The sequence below is a fragment of the Labrys okinawensis genome, from assembly GCF_002982075.1.
Taxonomy (GTDB): Bacteria; Pseudomonadota; Alphaproteobacteria; order Rhizobiales; family Labraceae; genus Labrys; species Labrys okinawensis_A.
Genome location: NZ_PUEJ01000003.1, coordinates 307,193 through 323,044, shown reverse-complemented (window position 1 = coordinate 323,044; position 15,852 = coordinate 307,193). Strand labels below are relative to the sequence as shown.

Sequence of the window (15,852 nt, the reverse complement as noted above, 5' to 3'; positions counted from 1 at the left end):
TTTGCACAGGCGGGTTTCACCGAGGGCCGCCGGCTCGTCCAGGCAGGAGGATATAACATTGCCGGCTATCAATAGTCTGCCGGAGGCGCAGGCCAGGGCCTTGCTGCAGGCCTATCAGGCAACTGTTGCCGTCAGGAAGCGACGGATCTGGCTCGCCGTGGCAGCCGGCATCGCCCTCTACGCTCTGTCGGCGCATGTGGCGTCGATCCGTCCGGGCTTCCTGTGGACGCATATCGGCAACTTCACCTCCTTCTTCAGCCGTATCGCCCCGCCCCTCAGTCTCGGCAACTTCGCCGGCGACGTCAGGGAGTGGTATTGGGGCTTCGGCAAGTGGCTGGTGCTGCTCGGTGATACGCTGCTCGTCGCCTATCTCGGCACGCTGCTCGGCGTGCTCGGCGCCTTCGTCCTGTGCTTCATGGCCGCCGCGAACCTGACGCGTAGCCGGCTTCTGCGCGCCGTGGTCCGCCGCTGGCTCGAGTTCTGCCGCACGGTACCCACCATCGTCTTTGCCATGATCTTCCTGATCGCCTTCAAGTCCGGACCGATGGCCGGCGCGCTGGCGCTCGCCATCCACACCATGGGCGCGCTCGGCAAGCTGTTTGCCGAAGTCGTCGAGAATGTCGACATGAAGCCGGTCGAGGGTACTGTCGCCACCGGAGGCTCCTGGTTGGAGAGCATACGCTTTGCCGTGATGCCGCAAACCCTGCCGAACTTTGCCTCCTATTCCCTGCTCCGCTTCGAGATCAATGTCAGGGAGGCCGGGGTGATGGGTTTCATCGGCGTGGGCGGCATCGGCCAGGAACTCCTGGTGGCCATCCGCACCTTCGCCTATGCCGACGTCAGTGCCATCTTGCTGATGATCATCGTCACCGTCTTCATCATCGACCTCGCCACCGAAAAGCTGCGCCACCGCCTGATCGGTCAGGAGGCGACACCATGAACAACCGCGTCAACGGCCCGGCGCCGCATTCGGCAAGCCCGCTGCCCCCTCTCGGTTCCGAAAGGCTCGCCTCCGTCGCGGCCCGCCATCGCGCCCATTTCGAAACTTCCTGGCGGACGCGTTTCCTGGCGGGCGGCGTGATCGCCATCCTGCTCGCCCTTGCCGTCGTCGCCATGATCCGGCTCGAGGTCACGCCGGATCGGTTCCTCAGCGGTCTTTCCCGTCTCGGCACCTTCGTGGTGCAGATGTTCCCGCCCAACGACGAGGGCAAGTTCTGGTTCTTCGTCAAGGCTCTCGCCGAAACGCTTGCCATCGCCTTTGCCGGCACGCTCACCGCGGCCGTGCTGGCCGCACCCGTGGCCTTTCTGGCAGCCCGCAATGTCATTCCCAATGTGTTCGTCCGGTTCGCGGTGCGCCGCGGCCTCGACGTGATCCGCTCCGTCGATGCGCTGATCTGGGCGCTCGTCTGGGTGGGTGTCGTCGGTCTCGGTCCCTTTGCCGGCGTTCTCGCCATCATCTGCGTGGACTTCGGCGCCTTGGGCAAGCTGTTCTCCGAGGCGATCGAGACCACCGACAACAGGGCGAGCGAGGGCGTGCTCTCCACGGGCGGCAACCGCATCCACCGCATCCGCTTCGCCCTGATCCCGCAGGTCCTCCCAGTGATGGCAAGCCAGGTGCTTTATTTCTTCGAATCCAATGTGCGCTCGGCGACCATCATCGGCATCGTCGGGGCCGGCGGCGTCGGGCAGTATCTCGCCGAATTGCTGCGGGTGCTCGATCTGCCGCCCCTCGGCGTGCTGATCTTCATGATCCTGGTCACCGTTGCCGTCATCGACGTGATCTCGTCGCGCCTGCGGCTCGCGATCATCGGCCAGCCGCAAAGACCCTGACGATTGTCGATGGCGCGTCCGGGATTACCGTAGAGGCTTCATAGGGTTGCCCCGGCGATTCCTGCCTTTCGCCTTTCGAAAGGGAGCCAGACGGTTTAAGAACTGGGCCGGATTTTGAAACCTTACAGGATTTCCGGGACTGACCGAAACGGATCTCCCGGCCCAAACGATCACATGAACAAGCATTCCAGTCTCAGGAGCGCGTCCGATCTGGAGGCTGCCGGCCTCGTCTCGCCGCTCGAACGCCTCGACATCGAGGACGTCGCTCGGCGCTTTTCCGTTGCCATCACGCCGGCAATGTCCGAGCTGATTCAGGGCTCGCCACAGGAAGATCCGATCGCCGCCCAGTTCGTGCCGACCGGCCGTGAACTGGTCTGGAGTGCCGACGAGCTCTCGGACCCGATCGGGGACGACGCCTTCTCGCCGGTCAAGGGGCTCGTTCATCGCTATCCCGACCGCGTCCTGCTCAAGCCGCTGCATGTCTGCCCCGTCTATTGCCGTTTCTGCTTCCGACGCGAGATGGTGGGGCCGGAAGGCGAAATGCTCGCCAGCAGCGAGCTCGATGCAGCCGTGGCCTATATCGCCGACAATCCGGCCATCTTCGAAGTCATCGTCACCGGCGGCGATCCTTTCGCGCTATCGCCGCGGCGCATCGGCCGGATCGTGAAGGCGCTGTCGGCCATCGACCATATCGGCGTGATCCGGTTCCATACGCGCGTGCCGGTGGTGGCGCCCGAACGCATCACGGCCGAGCTCATCGAAAGTCTCGACAGCCCAAAGGGCGTGTTCGTCGCCCTGCACGCCAATCATGTTCGCGAACTTACGCCTGCCGCGGGAGAGGCCTGCACGCGGCTGGTGAAGGCGGGGATCGCCATGATCAGCCAAACCGTGCTGCTCAAGGGCGTGAACGCCAGCGCCGAGGAGTTATCGGCTCTCTTCCGCGCTCTGCTCGGCCTGCGCATCAAGCCCTACTATCTGCACCATGGCGACCTCGCCAAGGGCACGGGCCATTTCCGCACCACCATCGCCGAGGGCCAGGCGGTGATGCGGCAATTGCGCGGAAGCCTCACCGGCCTCGGCCAGCCCACCTATGTGCTCGACATTCCCGGCGGACACGGCAAGGTGCCGATCGGGCCGCGTTATCTCGACGATGGCGAGAACGGCTATATCGTAACGGATCCGCGCGGCAACAGGCACGACTATCGCGGGTAAGACCTCCTGGAACGTCGATCTTCAGATCGACAATTCCGCTTGCCGGCAAGTGCGGTGTTCCACGTTTGCCGATCTGAAGATCGACGTTCCATTTCGTCAGCTCTGGAGCACGATCTCGGTCCGGTCAGCGGCAAACAGGCCGAAGGTCGCCTGGATCGGTATGCCATCGAGATCGACATTGACGCTTTCGACCGTCAGCAAAGGGCGGCCAACCGCAATATCGAGCCTGGCGGCCTCCTCGGGAGAGGCAAAGCGGGCGCCGACCCGGGTTGCCTGCCGTTTGTAGTCGTCGACGCCGCATGCCGCCAGGGCCGGCGTCACCGCCCCCAGGCGCCGATAGGCCTCGGCGAAGCCGGCAAAGCGTGGCAGCGGGAAATATGAACTGCCGAAGGCGATGGGCACGTCATCAGCCGAACGCAGGGTCAGCAGTCTCAGCACCGGGCTGCCCGGCGCGATGTCCAGCAACCCGGCAAGGCGCGGATCGGCCTCGATTTCGACGGCCTCCAGCACGATGCCCCCGGCCTCGCGCCCTTCCTGCGCCATGTTCTGGCTGAAACGCGTGCGCTCGCCGATCGGATAGGCGAGGCGGGAAAGCTCGACGAAGGTCCCCCTGCCCTGCGCGGTGCGCACCAGGCCCTTGCCGGCCAGTTCGCCGAGCGCCCGGCGCACTGTATGCCGGTTGACGCCGAAACGGGCGGCCAGCGCGGCCTCCGTCGGCAATTGCGTGCCGGGGGCCAACATGCCGCCGACGATCTCTGCCTCGAGGAGATCCGCGATCTTGCGCCAGGCGGCGATGCCGTCTCCGCGAAAAACGGCGCCATCCATGGCGCCGCCGTCACCTCTGGAAACGGCGGCTTCCGCTGCGGCGGGATCGCCCGCAGAGCCTGGCGGCGAAAAATTTCGAGGTGGCACTGGTTTTGTCATGGAAGCGTTGCAAGGTTTCTCATATAGTTGTCTATATCACTAGACAACATGCTTCGCCAGCCTGTTGTGACCCAGAGCCGAGCAATGGTTTCGATATGAATGAATCCTCTCCAGATCGTCATCGCCAGATGGCGGCCGAACCGGCTGCCGGACTGAAGGCACGCCAGGCCGTCATGCATCTGTGCGCCCACGCCACCGGTGCCGAACTCGACCAGGCCCTCTCGGCACTGGCCCCCCTGCCGGCTCATGCAGCACTGCGACCGGCCGTAACGGGCCTGGTCATGCTGCAAGGCCGGGTCGGCGGCGACGGCGCCGCCTTCAACCTGGGCGAGGCGAGCACCTCGCGCGCCACCGTCCGGATCGAGAACGGGCCTGTCGGCTTTGCCTATCATCTCGGCCGTAACAGCGCCAAGGCCAGCGCCGCCGCCCTGCTCGACGCCCTCTGGCAGGACGAAACCCGCCGCGAGGCGGTCGAGCGGGCCCTGCGACCGGTGGCTACCCGGCTGAATGCCGAAGCGGATGTTTCAGCCCGGCAGACGGCGGCAACCCGGGTCAATTTCTTCACCATGGTGCGGGGAGAGGACTGATGATGCGCCTTGCACAGGATCTCGCGCCCGGCTTTGCGGATGCGGCCCTCGAATCCCAGGCGATCTTCCGGGCCTGCATGAATGCGCTGGCCCGGCCGGCCCGTCCCCAGCCCCTTGAAACGGGCCTGATGCCGCCGCCGCCGCTGACGCCGGAACTAGCCGGCCTCGCCCTTGCCTTGGCCGATCACGAGGCTCCGCTCTGGCTCGATGCCGGGCTGCGGACACCGGCGGTGCGGGCCTATCTCACTTTCCATACCGGAGCCCGCCTGACGGAGGATCCGCAAGAGGCGGCCTTTGCCCTCATCGCGGACGCGGCCGCCTGTCCCGACCTTGCCCATTTCGCCCAGGGCAGTGACGAATATCCCGACCGCTCGACCACGCTGCTGATCGCCTTGGAGCGGCTCGAACCCGGCCATGATCTCGCCTTTGCCGGGCCGGGCATCAAGGCCGATGCAGGCCTGACGGATCTAGGTCTGGCGCTCGCGCCGCTTCCCGCCGATTTCCGCCGGCAGCTTGCCGCCAACCATGCCGCCTTTCCACGCGGCGTCGATATCGTCTTCACGGCGCCGGGCAGGATCGCCGGCCTGCCGCGCTCGTCCCAAATACGTGGAGAAGCCTGATGTATGTCGCCGTCAAGGGTGGCGAGGAAGCCATCGACAATGCCCATCGCCTGCTCGCCCATGTCCGGCGCGGCGACAAGGCGGTGCCCGACCTCTCGACCGACCAGGTCCGCGAACAGCTCACGCTCGGTGTCGACCGGGTGATGGCCGAGGGCTCGCTCTACGACCGCGACCTGGCCGCCCTCGCCATCAAGCAGGCCCGGGGGGACCTGGTCGAAGCGATCTTCCTGGTGCGCGCCTATCGCACCACCTTGCCGCGTTTCGGTGTCAGCGTGCCCGTCGACACCGACGACATGGCCATCCGCCGGCGCATATCGGCGACTTTCAAGGATCTGCCGGGAGGCCAGGTACTCGGCCCGACCTTCGACTATACGCACCGCCTGCTCGACTTCATGCTGGCCGCCGGCGCCGAGGTCGACCCGCCCGAGGAAAGGCCCGCCGCGGAGGAGAAGACGCCGCGCGTCAGCGACCTCCTCGGCGGCGAGGACCTGATCGAGCGCAATGCTACCCCCGACCCCGAGCGGCCGGTCGGCGACCTCACCCGCGAACCCCTGGCCTTCCCGGCCGACCGCGACCTCAGGCTGCAGGCGCTCGCCCGCGGGGATGAAGGTTTCCTCCTGGCGCTCGCCTATTCCAGCCAGCGCGGCTTTGGCCGCACCCATCCCTTCGTCGGCGAAATCCGGCTCGGGGAAGTGGAGGTTGAATTCGTACCCGAGGAACTCGGCTTTGCCGTGCCGATGGGGTCGATCACCGTCACCGAATGCCAGATGGTCAACCAGTTCGCCGGCTCCGCCGAGGCTCCGCCGCAATTCACCCGCGGTTATGGCCTCGTCTTCGGCCAGGCCGAACGCAAGGCGATGTCGATGGCGATGGTCGACCGCTCGCTGCGGGCGCGCGAGTTCGGCGAGGAGAGGACCGCCCCCGCCCAGGACGAGGAATTCGTGATGTCCCATTGCGACAACGTGCAGGCGACCGGCTTCGTCGAGCATCTGAAACTGCCCCATTACGTCGACTTCCAGGCCGAGCTCGACCTTGTCAGACGCCTCAGGGCCGAGCATGCCGAGCGCCGCGAGGCGGCGCTGGCCGAAACCCGGCAGGAGGATGCAGCGTGAGCACCCCATCAGATCATCCCGCCCGCGATACCAATCCCGACGGCTACAATTTCGCCTATCTCGACGAACAGACCAAGCGCATGATCCGTCGGGCGATCCTCAAGGCCATCGCCATTCCCGGCTATCAGGTGCCCTTCGCCTCGCGCGAGATGCCGATGCCCTATGGCTGGGGCACCGGAGGCGTTCAGGTGACGGCTGCGGTAATCGGCCCCGACGACGTGCTGAAGGTGATCGACCAGGGCGCCGACGACACCACCAATGCCGTCTCGATCCGCCGCTTCTTCGCCAAGACGGCCGGCGTCGCCACCACCACCGCCACCCAGGATGCCACCATCATCCAGACCCGCCACCGCGTGCCGGAAGCCCCCCTCAAGCCCGACCAGATCCTGGTCTATCAGGTCCCGATCCCCGAGCCGCTGCGCTTCCTCGAGCCACGCGAAACCGAGACCCGCAAGCTGCATGCCCTCGCCGATTACGGCCTGATGCATGTGAAGCTCTACGAGGACATCGCCCGCCACGGCCATATCGCCACCACCTATGCCTATCCGGTGGAGGTGGCCGGGCGCTATGTCATGGATCCCTCGCCGACGCCGAAATTCGACAATCCCAAGATCGACGATTGCGAGGCGCTGCAGCTCTTCGGCGCCGGGCGCGAGAAGCGCATCTATGCGGTGCCGCCGCATACGCGGGTGAAGAGCCTCGACTTCGAGGACCATCCCTTCAGCGTACAGCGCTTCAAGCAGCCCTGCGCCCTGTGCGCTGCACAGGGCGTCTATCTCGACGAGGTCGTGCTCGACGATCGCGGCGGCCGCATGTTCGTGTGTTCGGATACCGACCATTGCGAGACGAGGCGAGCCGCCGGGCACAAGGGCGAGATGCTGGGCGCATCGCCCCTGGGAGCGCAGACATCCTCGTCGAGCCCATCGTTTCCAAGAGCGGACGAGGACGTCCCCGCTCCCGGGGAGACCGGGCCATGAGCGTCGCCCCTCCTCTGTCCGTACGCGTCGGCGGCAAGGCGGACCTGCCGGCCGTGCTCGCCCTCTACGGACAGCCCGATTTCAACGGCGACAACGTCCTGACGATCGAGGAAGCCGGGGCCAAGCTCGAGCGCCTCGGCCTCTATCCCGACTACGGGCTCTATGTCGCCGAGCAGGACGATATGGTCGTCGGCACCTTCTGTCTGATGGCCGTCGACAACCTTGCGCGGCGCGGCACTCCCTTTGCCGTCGTCGAGAATGTCGTGGTTGCTTCCGATCGACAAGGCGAAGGCATCGGCCGGCTCATGCTGCAGGCCGCTTTCCGCTTGGCGCAGGAGAAGGGCTGCTACAAGGCCATTCTCGCCTCCAGCCTGCACAACAGCCGCGCCCATGCCTTCTACGATTCGCTCGGCTTCGAGCGCCACGGCGTGTCCTTCCGCCTGTCCTTGCCGGAGAAAGCCGCATGACCCACAACGATTCCCCCCTGCTCCAGGCACGCGGGCTCACCAAGCATTACGGCATGCGCCTGGGCTGCGCCGACGTCTCCTTCGACCTCTATGAGGGCGAGGTCCTTGCCGTGGTCGGCGAATCCGGCTCGGGCAAATCGACCCTGCTCGGCCTCCTGTCCAGCGAAGTCGAGCCCACCGCCGGGTCGGTGCATTATCGCATGCGCGATGGCGCCGTCCGCGACCTCTTTGCGCTGAGCGAGGCCGAGCGGCGTTTTCTCCTGCGCACCGACTGGGGTTTCGTGCGCCAGGATGCACGCGACGGGCTGCGCATGGGCGTCTCGGCTGGCGCCAATGTCGGCGAGCGCCTGATGGCGGTGGGCGCGCGGCACTATGGACGCATTCGCGAATCGGCGCTGGATTGGCTCGGCCGGGTGGAGATCGAGGCCGATCGCATCGACGACACCCCTGCCAGCTTTTCCGGCGGCATGCGCCAGCGCTTGCAGATCGCCCGCAACCTGGTGACCCGCCCCCGCCTCGTCTTCATGGACGAGCCCACTTCCGGCCTCGACGTCTCGGTGCAGGCCCGCCTGCTCGACCTCCTGCGCGGCCTCGTCGCCGATCTCGGCATTGCGGTCGTCATCGTCACGCATGACCTCGCTGTCGCACGGCTGTTATCGCATCGCATCATGGTGATGCGGCAGGGCCGGGTGATCGAGACGGGCCTGACCGACCAGGTTCTCGACGATCCGCACGAGGCCTACACCCAACTTCTGGTTTCTTCGGTGCTGGCAGCATGACCTCCCCCATCCTCACCCTCGAAGGCGTTTCCAAAAGCTTCACCCTGCATCTCCAGGGTGGCCAGAGCATCGGCGTGATGCAGGATGTGCACTTCGCCGTTGCCCCGGGCGAATGCGTCGTGCTCGGCGGGCCGTCCGGCGCAGGCAAATCCTCGATCCTCAAGATGATCTATGGCAATTATCGCTGCGATACCGGCGCGATCCTGCTGCGGGAAGGCGACGAGGTCGTCGATATCGCCACCGCCGAACCCCGCCGCCTGCTTGCACTGCGCCGCCGCACCATGGGTTATGTCAGCCAGTTCCTGCGCGTGATCCCACGCGTTCCCGCCCTCGCCATCGTGGCGGAAGCGGCACGCGAGACCGGGCTGGCCGAGGACGCAGCCACCAGGCGCGCCCAGGAACTGCTCCACCGGCTCAACGTGCCGGAACGGCTGTGGGGCCTGCCGCCTGCAACCTTCTCGGGCGGCGAGCAGCAGCGCGTCAATATCGCACGGGGCCTCGCCGCCGACCGGCCGCTCCTGCTCCTCGACGAGCCGACCGCCTCGCTCGACGCCGCCAATCGGGCGGTCGTCGTCGACCTCGTCACCGCCAAGAAACAAAATGGCGTCGCAATTGTCGGCATCTTCCATGATGAGGATGTGCGTAGCCAAGTCGCCGACCGAGTCGTCGACGTCACCCGGTTTTCCGTAGCCTCTCTTGCCGCCTGAACGGACGTTTCAACCATGCCTGATCTTGAGCAATTTGTTCTCTCGAATGCCCGCCTCGTCCTGGCCGACCGCGTGATCGACAAGGGCTGGATCGCCGTCGACAAGGGCCGTATCGCCGAGATCGGCGAGGGAGAAGCACCGGAAAAGGGTCTCGACATGGCGGGAGACCATATCCTGCCCGGCCTGGTGGAACTTCATACCGACCACCTGGAAGCCCATTACTCGCCGCGCCCCTCGGTGCGCTGGCATGCCCTCAGCGCGGTGATGGCCTATGACGCGCAAATCGCGGCGGCGGGTATCACGACCGTGTTCGACTCCATCCGCCTCGGATCCGAAACGGAAGAAGGCACCATTTCCAAGGAGGGCACGGCTCTGGCGGGCGCCCTCGAAGAGGCACGCCAGCATGGCCATCTGCGCGTCGAGCACCGCACCCATATACGCTGCGAACTCGCCACGCCCGACGTTCTCACGGCCTTCCAGGCCTTCCGGGAACTCTATCCCGTGCACCTGGCTTCGCTGATGGATCATACCCCCGGCCAGCGCCAGTTCCGCGATCTCGACACCTGGATGAACTTCTATTTCCCGCGCCGCGTGCGCGGGGAAACCGATGTCGAAAGCTACATCAAGGCCAAGCTCGACAGGCATGCTCGCTTCGCGGTTCACAGCCGCACGAACCTGGTGGCGCTGGCGCGCGAACACGGCATCGTGCTCGCCAGCCATGACGATGCCACCGCCGGCCATGTGGAGGAAGCGGTGGCGGACGGCGTCGCCATCGCCGAATTCCCCACCACGCTCGAAGCCGCCCTCGCCTCGCACGCGGCCGGCATCAGCGTGATGATGGGCGCGCCTAACGTCGTGCGCGGCGGCTCCCACTCCGGCAACATCGCGGCGGCCGACCTCGCCGGCGAGGGCGTGCTCGACATTCTTTCCTCCGATTACGTGCCTGCCAGCCTGCTGCTCGCTGCTTTCCAACTGCCCGAGCGGGTGCCATCGATCGATCTGCCGGCGGCCGTGCGCATGGTGAGCGACACCCCGGCCCGCGCCACGGGCCTCAACGATCGCGGCCGCCTGGAAACGGGGCGGCGGGCCGATCTGGTGCGCGTGACCCAGGTCACCTCGGGGTCCGGCGCCACGCCGATCATCCGCCGTGTCTGGAGCGAGGGCAGGATCGCGGCATGACCGACGAGCCCGCCCTGATCCAGCCCAAACCGCGCCTCGGCAAGCTGATCGCCATCGTCGGGCCGAGCGGAGCGGGCAAGGACACCCTGATCGACGCAGCCCGTCTCCATTTCAGCGGCCATCCCGGCCTGATCTTCCCGCGCCGCATCATCACGCGGGAAGTCAATTCGGCGGAAGACCACGAGACGCTCAGCGAGCAGCGTTTTGCCGAACTGGAAGCCGAGGGAGGGTTCTCACTCTCCTGGCGCGCGCATGGCCTGAGCTATGCCCTGCCCCTCGAGGTACGGCGCGCAACCGAGGAAGGACGCCACGCCGTGTGCAACCTCTCCCGCTCCAGCCTGCCGGAAGCGCGCCAGCGCTTCGCCGGCCTCAGCGTGGTGCTGGTCACCGCGCCGGCCGAGATCATCGCTCAGCGCCTGGCCGCCCGCGGCCGGGAGAGCGAAGAGATGATCCGCGCCCGCCTGGCCCGCAAGATCGATCGCGAGGACACCCTCGCCCCCGACCTCATCATCAGCAATGACGGCCCGGTGGAAGCGGCAACAAACAGGCTGATCGCCCATCTGCAGGCCGAACTCTCCGGACTGGCGCAGGCGGCGGAATAGATCGATCGTCGGATCGTTCGATCAGGCACGCGGACCGGCTACCGAGCCCCGCAAATCGAGCTCACAGGGCACCTCGACCGTTCGGGGCGGCCCGCCGGGTTCGGCAAGGCGCTGCATGAGCTGGGCCCAGGCCACCTCGGCGATCGCCTGCACCGGCTGTATCACTGCGGCGATCGGCGGGTGCGTCACCTGCATCCACTCGATGTCGTCGAACCCGACAATCGACAGGTCGCGAGGCATGACGAGGCCCCGCCTCTCGACCTCCCGCAACGCCGCGAGCGTGGCTGGGCTGTAAAGCGTGAAGATGGCCGTCGGCAGCCCACCCCGATCGAAGCGCGAAGCCATCGCTTCCAGGGCCGAGGGGACATCGGGGCCGCACAGCAGGACTTCGATATCGTCGGCGATGCCGGCCTGCTGCGCCGCGGCCACCGCGCCGTTGACGCGATCGCGCATATTGGTGAGGTCCAGCGAAGAAGGGCCGAGCATGATACGCCGGTGCCCGCGGGCCACGAGCTCTCGGATGACGGCTGCGCTGGCCTCGACATTGTTGACGCTGACGCGATCGAAGCCGGTCTCGTCGGGAACACGGTCGAGCAGGACCGTGGCAACCTTCTGATCGAGCAAGGAAGCTTCGGCAGCCGGACGCCCATCCGTTGGCACGACGATCATGCCGGCGACCCGCCAGTCGAGCAGTGCCTCGGTCTGGGCGGCCTCCCGCTCGGTCTTCTCGGCGCTCGAAACGGTCACCAGACGATAGCCGCTGCCCTCCGCCAGGCGCTCGAAATGGGCCACCATCGAGCCAAAGAACGGATTGCGGAAGTCCGGAACGATCAGGCCGACGATCGAGCGGCGCGAGCGGCGCAGATTGGCCGCCAGCGGGTCGACCCGAAAACCGAGCTCCCGCACCGCGGCATGGATGCGCGCCACGCTCTCGGCCTTCACTGCGCCGAGGCCGCGCAGCACTTTGGAAACGGTGGCGGGCGAAACATTGGCGAGCCGGGCAACGTCATGAATGGTGGCCCGCTCGCCCGGCGTCTTGCGTGGCGGCTCGTTGGATTGCATGGCCCCCGCCCCTGTCACGAACGAACACTCACGCCATCATAGCACAGATAAATCGATTTTCTTCTGTCAATCGGCAACATTCAATCAAGAACCGCCAATTGGCATGTCACAATACTAAATTATGCCGGATCACAGACAAACAAAGATCTTTTCAAGATCTTCGGATTGAGCGCGATTTATTTGCACTCAAGTCGCAAAGCGGAAATGCAGAACATCGCCGTCGGCGACCACATAATCCTTGCCTTCCAGGCGGAACTTGCCGGCTTCCTTGGCACCCGCTTCGCCGTTGAGAGCGACATAGTCGGCATAGGCGATGGTTTCGGAACGGATGAAACCTTTCTCGAAATCGGAATGGATCACGCCGGCGGCCTGCGGGGCGCGCATGCCCTTGGTGATGGTCCAGGCCCGGGCCTCCTTGGGGCCCACCGTGAAATAGGTGACGAGGTCGAGCAGCTCATAGCCGGTGCGGATGACCCGGTTGAGGCCGGGCTCGCTCAGGCCGATGGCGTCGAGATAGTCCTTCTGCTCCTCGGGCGGGAGGATGGCGATCTCGCTCTCGATCTTGGCGGAGACCACCACGGCCTTGGCGCCCTCCTCGGCAGCGCGGGCCCTCACCTTGTCGGACAGGCCATTGCCCTTGTCGGCCGAGGCCTCTTCGACATTGCAGACATAGAGCACCGGCTTGGCGGTGAGGAGCTGCAGCATGTCGAAAGCGCGCCGCTCCTCCGGCTTGACCTCGACCAGACGGGCAGGCTTGCCTTCGCGCAGCAGCACCAGGGCCCGATTGATCAGGTCGAGGCTTTCCTTGGCTTCCTTGTCGCCCCCGCGCGCTTTCTTCTCCAGCGCCACCACGCGGCGCTCCAGACTGTCGAGATCGGCGATCATCAGCTCGGTCTCGATGGTCTCGATGTCGGCCACCGGGTCGATCTTGCCTTCGACATGGGTGACGTCGCCATCCTCGAAGCAGCGCACCACATGGGCAATCGCGTCGCATTCACGGATATTGCCGAGAAACTGGTTGCCGAGACCCTCGCCCTTGGAGGCGCCCCGCACCAGGCCGGCGATGTCCACGAAGGTCAGGCGGGTGGGAATGATCGTGCCGGATTTTGCGATGGCGGCGAGCTTCTCCAGGCGTTCGTCGGGCACCGCCACGTCGCCGACATTGGGCTCGATGGTGCAGAAGGGATAGTTGGCCGCCTGCGCTGCCGCGGTCTGCGTCAGCGCATTGAACAGGGTCGACTTGCCGACATTGGGCAGGCCGACGATTCCGCATTTGAAACCCATGGTGATCGCTCGTTCATCTTGTAGCCGGCGCGCTCGTGCCGCCGACGAAATCCGTTAGGGTGCTGGGTAGATAGGAAGCAGCGCAACGTCAATGGTCAGCACAGTTGGTGTGCCGATCTCCAGATCGGCATCCCTCGCGCTGATCATGCCGATCTGGAGATCGGCACACCCAATAGCTCCTGCCGCTCACGCTCCCGCCAGCTTGGCCGCACCGTGGCCCCTCGCCTCCATGAACAAATGGACCTTGTTCTGGAAGCTCGCATCCTCGCCACCCGCCAGAAGCGGGGCCGCATCGGCGCAGGCCGTGCACAGATCTTCGACCCAGGGCCATTCCGCCTTGGCAAAGTCGCTGAGCACGAAGTGATGCACCAGCGCCTTGTCACCGGGATGACCGATACCGAGGCGGGCGCGGCGATAGTCGTTGCCGCAATGGGCGGTGATCGATCTCAGGCCGTTATGGCCGGCATTGCCGCCGCCGACCTTCACCCTGAGTTTGGCAGGTGCCAGGTCCAGCTCGTCGTGGAAGACAGTGAGGTCCGCAAGGCCGATCTTGAAGAAGCGCATGGCCTCGCCGACCGACTGCCCGCTTTCGTTCATGTAGGTCTGGGGCTTGAGCAGCATGACCCGCTCGCCACCGACGCTGCCCTCGCTGATCTGGCCCTGAAAGCGCGACCGCCAGGGCGCGAAGCGATGGCGCCGCGCGATCTCATCGATGGCGAGAAAGCCGATATTGTGCCGGTTGGCGGCATATTTGGCGCCCGGGTTACCGAGCCCGACGAACAGACGCATGATCGTCTCTGGAGCAAAGCGCCTTTAAGCGAAAACGCTGTTTTGCTCCAGCTCCTCGTTCGAACGCGTCTTTGCGATTCTTGGTGACTCCATCAAATCGCCAAACGCTATGAAAGCACGAATGGCCGGGACAAGCCCGGCCATCGCAGCAATGGAATATGCAGCCGGATTACTTCTTGGCAGCGTCGGCGGGCTCGGCAGCCGCCTCGGCGGCGGGAGCAGCCTCTTCGCCGACCGGCGGCACGATCGAGACCAGCGTCGCATCGTCCTGCCCGGCGTAGGAAACGCCTTCCGGCAGCTTGATCTGCGAGACATGGACCGAATCATTGATATCGAGAGCGGCCACGTCGACATCGATCGAATCGGGGATCTTGTCGGCGGGAGCCAGAACCGAGAGGGAGTGCGTCACGATGTTGACGGCACCGCCGCGCTTCACGCCCACGGAAGTCGAAGCGTTGACGGCATGCACGGGAATATCGACGCGCAGACGCGAGCCGACATCGACGCGCAGGAAGTCGACATGCTCGACGGTGTCCTTGACCGGGTCGAGAGCATAGTCGCGCGGAATGGCGCGGGTCTTGCTGCCATCAACCTCGATCTCGAACACGGTGGTGAGGAAGTGGCCGGCATAGACCAGCTTGTTGGCTTCCTTGGCATCGAGCGCGATGGAAACGGGGGGCTTGCCGGCACCGTAGATCACGGCCGGCACTTTGCCTTCACGACGAACGGCACGCGCGGCCCCCTTGCCCACTTGCGTGCGAGCCGTGGCGGAAATCTGCTTCACGGACATTGTATATTCCCAGGGTTGTTCAAAGAAAAAGGCCGCAGGCGCGGCCGGTTCGTTCGTTCCGCATTGCCTCCAGGGGTGTCTGGTCGCGGAACGGGGTTCTCTTAGACGCATCGTGGCCGAAAAGCAAGCAACACGGGGGTTTGTCTTCGGACCAGCCCGCAAACGCCACGCCCGCCGGATGGACAGGCGGCCCCGGAGAGCCGCCCCAAGCCTCAATGGCCTTCGAAGGACACCAGCGTGTGCACAGGTACGCCGAGCGCCCGGATCTTGTCGGCCCCCTTCAACTCGGGCAGGTCGATGATGAAGACCGCCGCCAGGACGTCGGCGCCGATCTCGCGCAACAACCTGACCGCGGCTTCCGCGGTACCGCCTGTGGCAATGAGGTCGTCGACCAGGATGACCCGCTCGCCCGGCTTCACCGCATCCTTGTGGACCTCCATCTCGTCGAGGCCATACTCCAGCGAATAGGCGATGCGCACGGTCTCATGCGGCAGCTTGCCCTTCTTGCGCACCGGCACGAAGCCGGAGGAAAGCTGATGGGCAAGCGCGCCTCCCAAAATGAAGCCACGCGCCTCGATCCCGGCAACCTTGTCGATCTTGGCCCCCGCCCAAGGCTGCACCAGTTCGTCCACGGCCCGCCGGAAAGCCCAGGCATCGCCCAACAAGGTGGTGATGTCGCGAAACGCCACCCCCGGCTTGGGGTAGTCGGGAATGGTACGGATCGCATCCTTGAGGATGCGGGCGGTCGAGCCGGAAAGTTCTGTCGTGGCGGTCATGATCTGCCCTGCGCGGATTTGATGCCGAAAAAGACCATGCCCGGCGCCAAGAGTCGAGGCCAGGACCAGGAAACGAGGCCGGGCAGCGAGGCTAAGACCACCTTACACCAACGGTATTGCAGCTTGACCGACCAGGCCCGTCACTGCTTCGCTAC

Annotated in this window: 18 protein-coding genes; 12 read left to right on the top strand and 6 right to left on the bottom strand. The window is 65.5% G+C overall.

The genetic code is table 11. The annotated features are described in order from the left end of the window. Window positions 1-58: 58 nt before the first annotated feature. The 3 genes from phnE (C5L14_RS08580) (at window position 59) to C5L14_RS08570 (ending at window position 3,042) form a co-directional block, all read left to right on the top strand. A complete protein-coding gene (gene phnE / locus C5L14_RS08580) occupies window positions 59-940 on the top strand; it encodes a phosphonate ABC transporter, permease protein PhnE (protein WP_105861622.1) in 882 nt (293 codons plus the stop codon). Next, on the top strand, window positions 937-1,830 hold the full coding sequence (phnE, locus tag C5L14_RS08575; RefSeq protein WP_105861621.1) for a phosphonate ABC transporter, permease protein PhnE: 894 nt from the start codon (window positions 937-939) through the stop codon (window positions 1,828-1,830). Before phnE (C5L14_RS08580) ends, phnE (C5L14_RS08575) begins: the two co-directional genes overlap by 4 nt. Before the next feature lie 174 nt (window positions 1,831-2,004). Further along, a complete protein-coding gene (locus tag C5L14_RS08570; RefSeq protein ID WP_105861620.1) occupies window positions 2,005-3,042 on the top strand; it encodes a lysine-2,3-aminomutase-like protein in 1,038 nt (345 codons plus the stop codon). 96 nt (window positions 3,043-3,138) lie between these two features. On the opposite strand, the gene phnF is transcribed toward C5L14_RS08570, so the two are convergent. After that, complete coding sequence (phnF, locus tag C5L14_RS08565) at window positions 3,139-3,867, bottom strand: phosphonate metabolism transcriptional regulator PhnF (protein WP_105861619.1); 729 nt, start codon at window positions 3,865-3,867, stop codon at window positions 3,139-3,141. A 227-nt stretch (window positions 3,868-4,094) separates the two neighbouring features. On the opposite strand from phnF, the gene phnG reads away from it, so the two are divergent. From phnG to phnN, 9 genes are read left to right on the top strand one after another with little or no spacing between them, the layout of a single operon-like run. After that, the gene (gene phnG, locus C5L14_RS08560) at window positions 4,095-4,553 is read left to right on the top strand and encodes a phosphonate C-P lyase system protein PhnG (RefSeq protein WP_280869739.1); all 459 of its coding nucleotides are present in this window, start codon (window positions 4,095-4,097) and stop codon (window positions 4,551-4,553) included. Beyond that, a complete protein-coding gene (gene phnH, locus C5L14_RS08555; RefSeq protein ID WP_105861618.1) occupies window positions 4,553-5,173 on the top strand; it encodes a phosphonate C-P lyase system protein PhnH in 621 nt (206 codons plus the stop codon). Before phnG ends, phnH begins: the two co-directional genes overlap by 1 nt. Then, window positions 5,173-6,285, top strand: a complete 1,113-nt coding sequence (locus tag C5L14_RS08550) for a carbon-phosphorus lyase complex subunit PhnI (protein WP_105861617.1) — start codon at window positions 5,173-5,175, stop codon at window positions 6,283-6,285. The genes phnH and C5L14_RS08550 overlap by 1 nt, the downstream gene beginning before the upstream one ends. Then, window positions 6,282-7,262, top strand: a complete 981-nt coding sequence (locus C5L14_RS08545; RefSeq protein ID WP_281062567.1) for an alpha-D-ribose 1-methylphosphonate 5-phosphate C-P-lyase PhnJ — start codon at window positions 6,282-6,284, stop codon at window positions 7,260-7,262. Before C5L14_RS08550 ends, C5L14_RS08545 begins: the two co-directional genes overlap by 4 nt. Beyond that, window positions 7,259-7,729 (top strand): GNAT family N-acetyltransferase, encoded by a 471-nt coding sequence (locus tag C5L14_RS08540; protein WP_105861616.1) that lies wholly within the window; start codon window positions 7,259-7,261, stop codon window positions 7,727-7,729. Before C5L14_RS08545 ends, C5L14_RS08540 begins: the two co-directional genes overlap by 4 nt. After that, the gene (gene phnK / locus C5L14_RS08535; protein ID WP_105861615.1) at window positions 7,726-8,508 is read left to right on the top strand and encodes a phosphonate C-P lyase system protein PhnK; all 783 of its coding nucleotides are present in this window, start codon (window positions 7,726-7,728) and stop codon (window positions 8,506-8,508) included. Before C5L14_RS08540 ends, phnK begins: the two co-directional genes overlap by 4 nt. After that, entirely contained in the window at window positions 8,505-9,215 is a 711-nt protein-coding gene (phnL, locus tag C5L14_RS08530) for a phosphonate C-P lyase system protein PhnL (protein WP_105861614.1), read from the top strand. The genes phnK and phnL overlap by 4 nt, the downstream gene beginning before the upstream one ends. 15 nt (window positions 9,216-9,230) lie before the next feature. Further along, on the top strand, window positions 9,231-10,394 hold the full coding sequence (locus tag C5L14_RS08525; RefSeq protein ID WP_105861613.1) for an alpha-D-ribose 1-methylphosphonate 5-triphosphate diphosphatase: 1,164 nt from the start codon (window positions 9,231-9,233) through the stop codon (window positions 10,392-10,394). Next, window positions 10,391-10,996, top strand: coding sequence for a phosphonate metabolism protein/1,5-bisphosphokinase (PRPP-forming) PhnN (gene phnN / locus C5L14_RS08520; protein ID WP_105861612.1), 606 nt, complete (start codon window positions 10,391-10,393; stop codon window positions 10,994-10,996). The genes C5L14_RS08525 and phnN overlap by 4 nt, the downstream gene beginning before the upstream one ends. A 21-nt stretch (window positions 10,997-11,017) precedes the next feature. Here phnN and C5L14_RS08515 read toward each other — a convergent pair whose 3' ends face one another. The 5 genes from C5L14_RS08515 to C5L14_RS08495 form a co-directional block, all read right to left on the bottom strand. Further along, window positions 11,018-12,058, bottom strand: a complete 1,041-nt coding sequence (locus C5L14_RS08515) for a LacI family DNA-binding transcriptional regulator (RefSeq protein WP_105861611.1) — start codon at window positions 12,056-12,058, stop codon at window positions 11,018-11,020. Between the two features lie 186 nt (window positions 12,059-12,244). Beyond that, entirely contained in the window at window positions 12,245-13,342 is a 1,098-nt protein-coding gene (gene ychF, locus C5L14_RS08510; RefSeq protein WP_105861610.1) for a redox-regulated ATPase YchF, read from the bottom strand. A gap of 186 nt (window positions 13,343-13,528) precedes the next feature. Then, window positions 13,529-14,131 (bottom strand): aminoacyl-tRNA hydrolase, encoded by a 603-nt coding sequence (gene pth / locus C5L14_RS08505; protein WP_105861609.1) that lies wholly within the window; start codon window positions 14,129-14,131, stop codon window positions 13,529-13,531. A gap of 169 nt (window positions 14,132-14,300) precedes the next feature. Then, window positions 14,301-14,921: a 50S ribosomal protein L25/general stress protein Ctc gene (locus tag C5L14_RS08500; RefSeq protein WP_105861608.1), complete on the bottom strand. Its 621-nt coding sequence runs from the start codon at window positions 14,919-14,921 to the stop codon at window positions 14,301-14,303. 212 nt (window positions 14,922-15,133) lie between these two features. Beyond that, on the bottom strand, window positions 15,134-15,697 hold the full coding sequence (locus tag C5L14_RS08495; protein WP_105861607.1) for an adenine phosphoribosyltransferase: 564 nt from the start codon (window positions 15,695-15,697) through the stop codon (window positions 15,134-15,136). Window positions 15,698-15,852: the final 155 nt, after the last annotated feature.

Bases quoted from the DNA above. Each gene is read 5' to 3' on its own strand.
- C5L14_RS08495 (WP_105861607.1), bottom strand. From the start codon at position 15,697: ATGACCGCCACGACAGAACTTTCCGGCTCGACCGCCCGCATCCTCAAG.
- C5L14_RS08550 (WP_105861617.1), top strand. From the start codon at position 5,173: ATGTATGTCGCCGTCAAGGGTGGCGAGGAAGCCATCGACAATGCCCAT.
- C5L14_RS08500 (WP_105861608.1), bottom strand. From the start codon at position 14,921: ATGTCCGTGAAGCAGATTTCCGCCACGGCTCGCACGCAAGTGGGCAAG.
- C5L14_RS08570 (WP_105861620.1), top strand. From the start codon at position 2,005: ATGAACAAGCATTCCAGTCTCAGGAGCGCGTCCGATCTGGAGGCTGCC.
- C5L14_RS08515 (WP_105861611.1), bottom strand. From the start codon at position 12,058: ATGCAATCCAACGAGCCGCCACGCAAGACGCCGGGCGAGCGGGCCACC.
- phnF (WP_105861619.1), bottom strand. From the start codon at position 3,867: ATGGATGGCGCCGTTTTTCGCGGAGACGGCATCGCCGCCTGGCGCAAG.
- phnK (WP_105861615.1), top strand. From the start codon at position 7,726: ATGACCCACAACGATTCCCCCCTGCTCCAGGCACGCGGGCTCACCAAG.
- phnH (WP_105861618.1), top strand. From the start codon at position 4,553: ATGATGCGCCTTGCACAGGATCTCGCGCCCGGCTTTGCGGATGCGGCC.
- pth (WP_105861609.1), bottom strand. From the start codon at position 14,131: ATGCGTCTGTTCGTCGGGCTCGGTAACCCGGGCGCCAAATATGCCGCC.
- phnN (WP_105861612.1), top strand. From the start codon at position 10,391: ATGACCGACGAGCCCGCCCTGATCCAGCCCAAACCGCGCCTCGGCAAG.
- C5L14_RS08540 (WP_105861616.1), top strand. From the start codon at position 7,259: ATGAGCGTCGCCCCTCCTCTGTCCGTACGCGTCGGCGGCAAGGCGGAC.
- phnL (WP_105861614.1), top strand. From the start codon at position 8,505: ATGACCTCCCCCATCCTCACCCTCGAAGGCGTTTCCAAAAGCTTCACC.
- phnG (WP_280869739.1), top strand. From the start codon at position 4,095: ATGGCGGCCGAACCGGCTGCCGGACTGAAGGCACGCCAGGCCGTCATG.
- C5L14_RS08525 (WP_105861613.1), top strand. From the start codon at position 9,231: ATGCCTGATCTTGAGCAATTTGTTCTCTCGAATGCCCGCCTCGTCCTG.
- ychF (WP_105861610.1), bottom strand. From the start codon at position 13,342: ATGGGTTTCAAATGCGGAATCGTCGGCCTGCCCAATGTCGGCAAGTCG.
- phnE (WP_105861621.1), top strand. From the start codon at position 937: ATGAACAACCGCGTCAACGGCCCGGCGCCGCATTCGGCAAGCCCGCTG.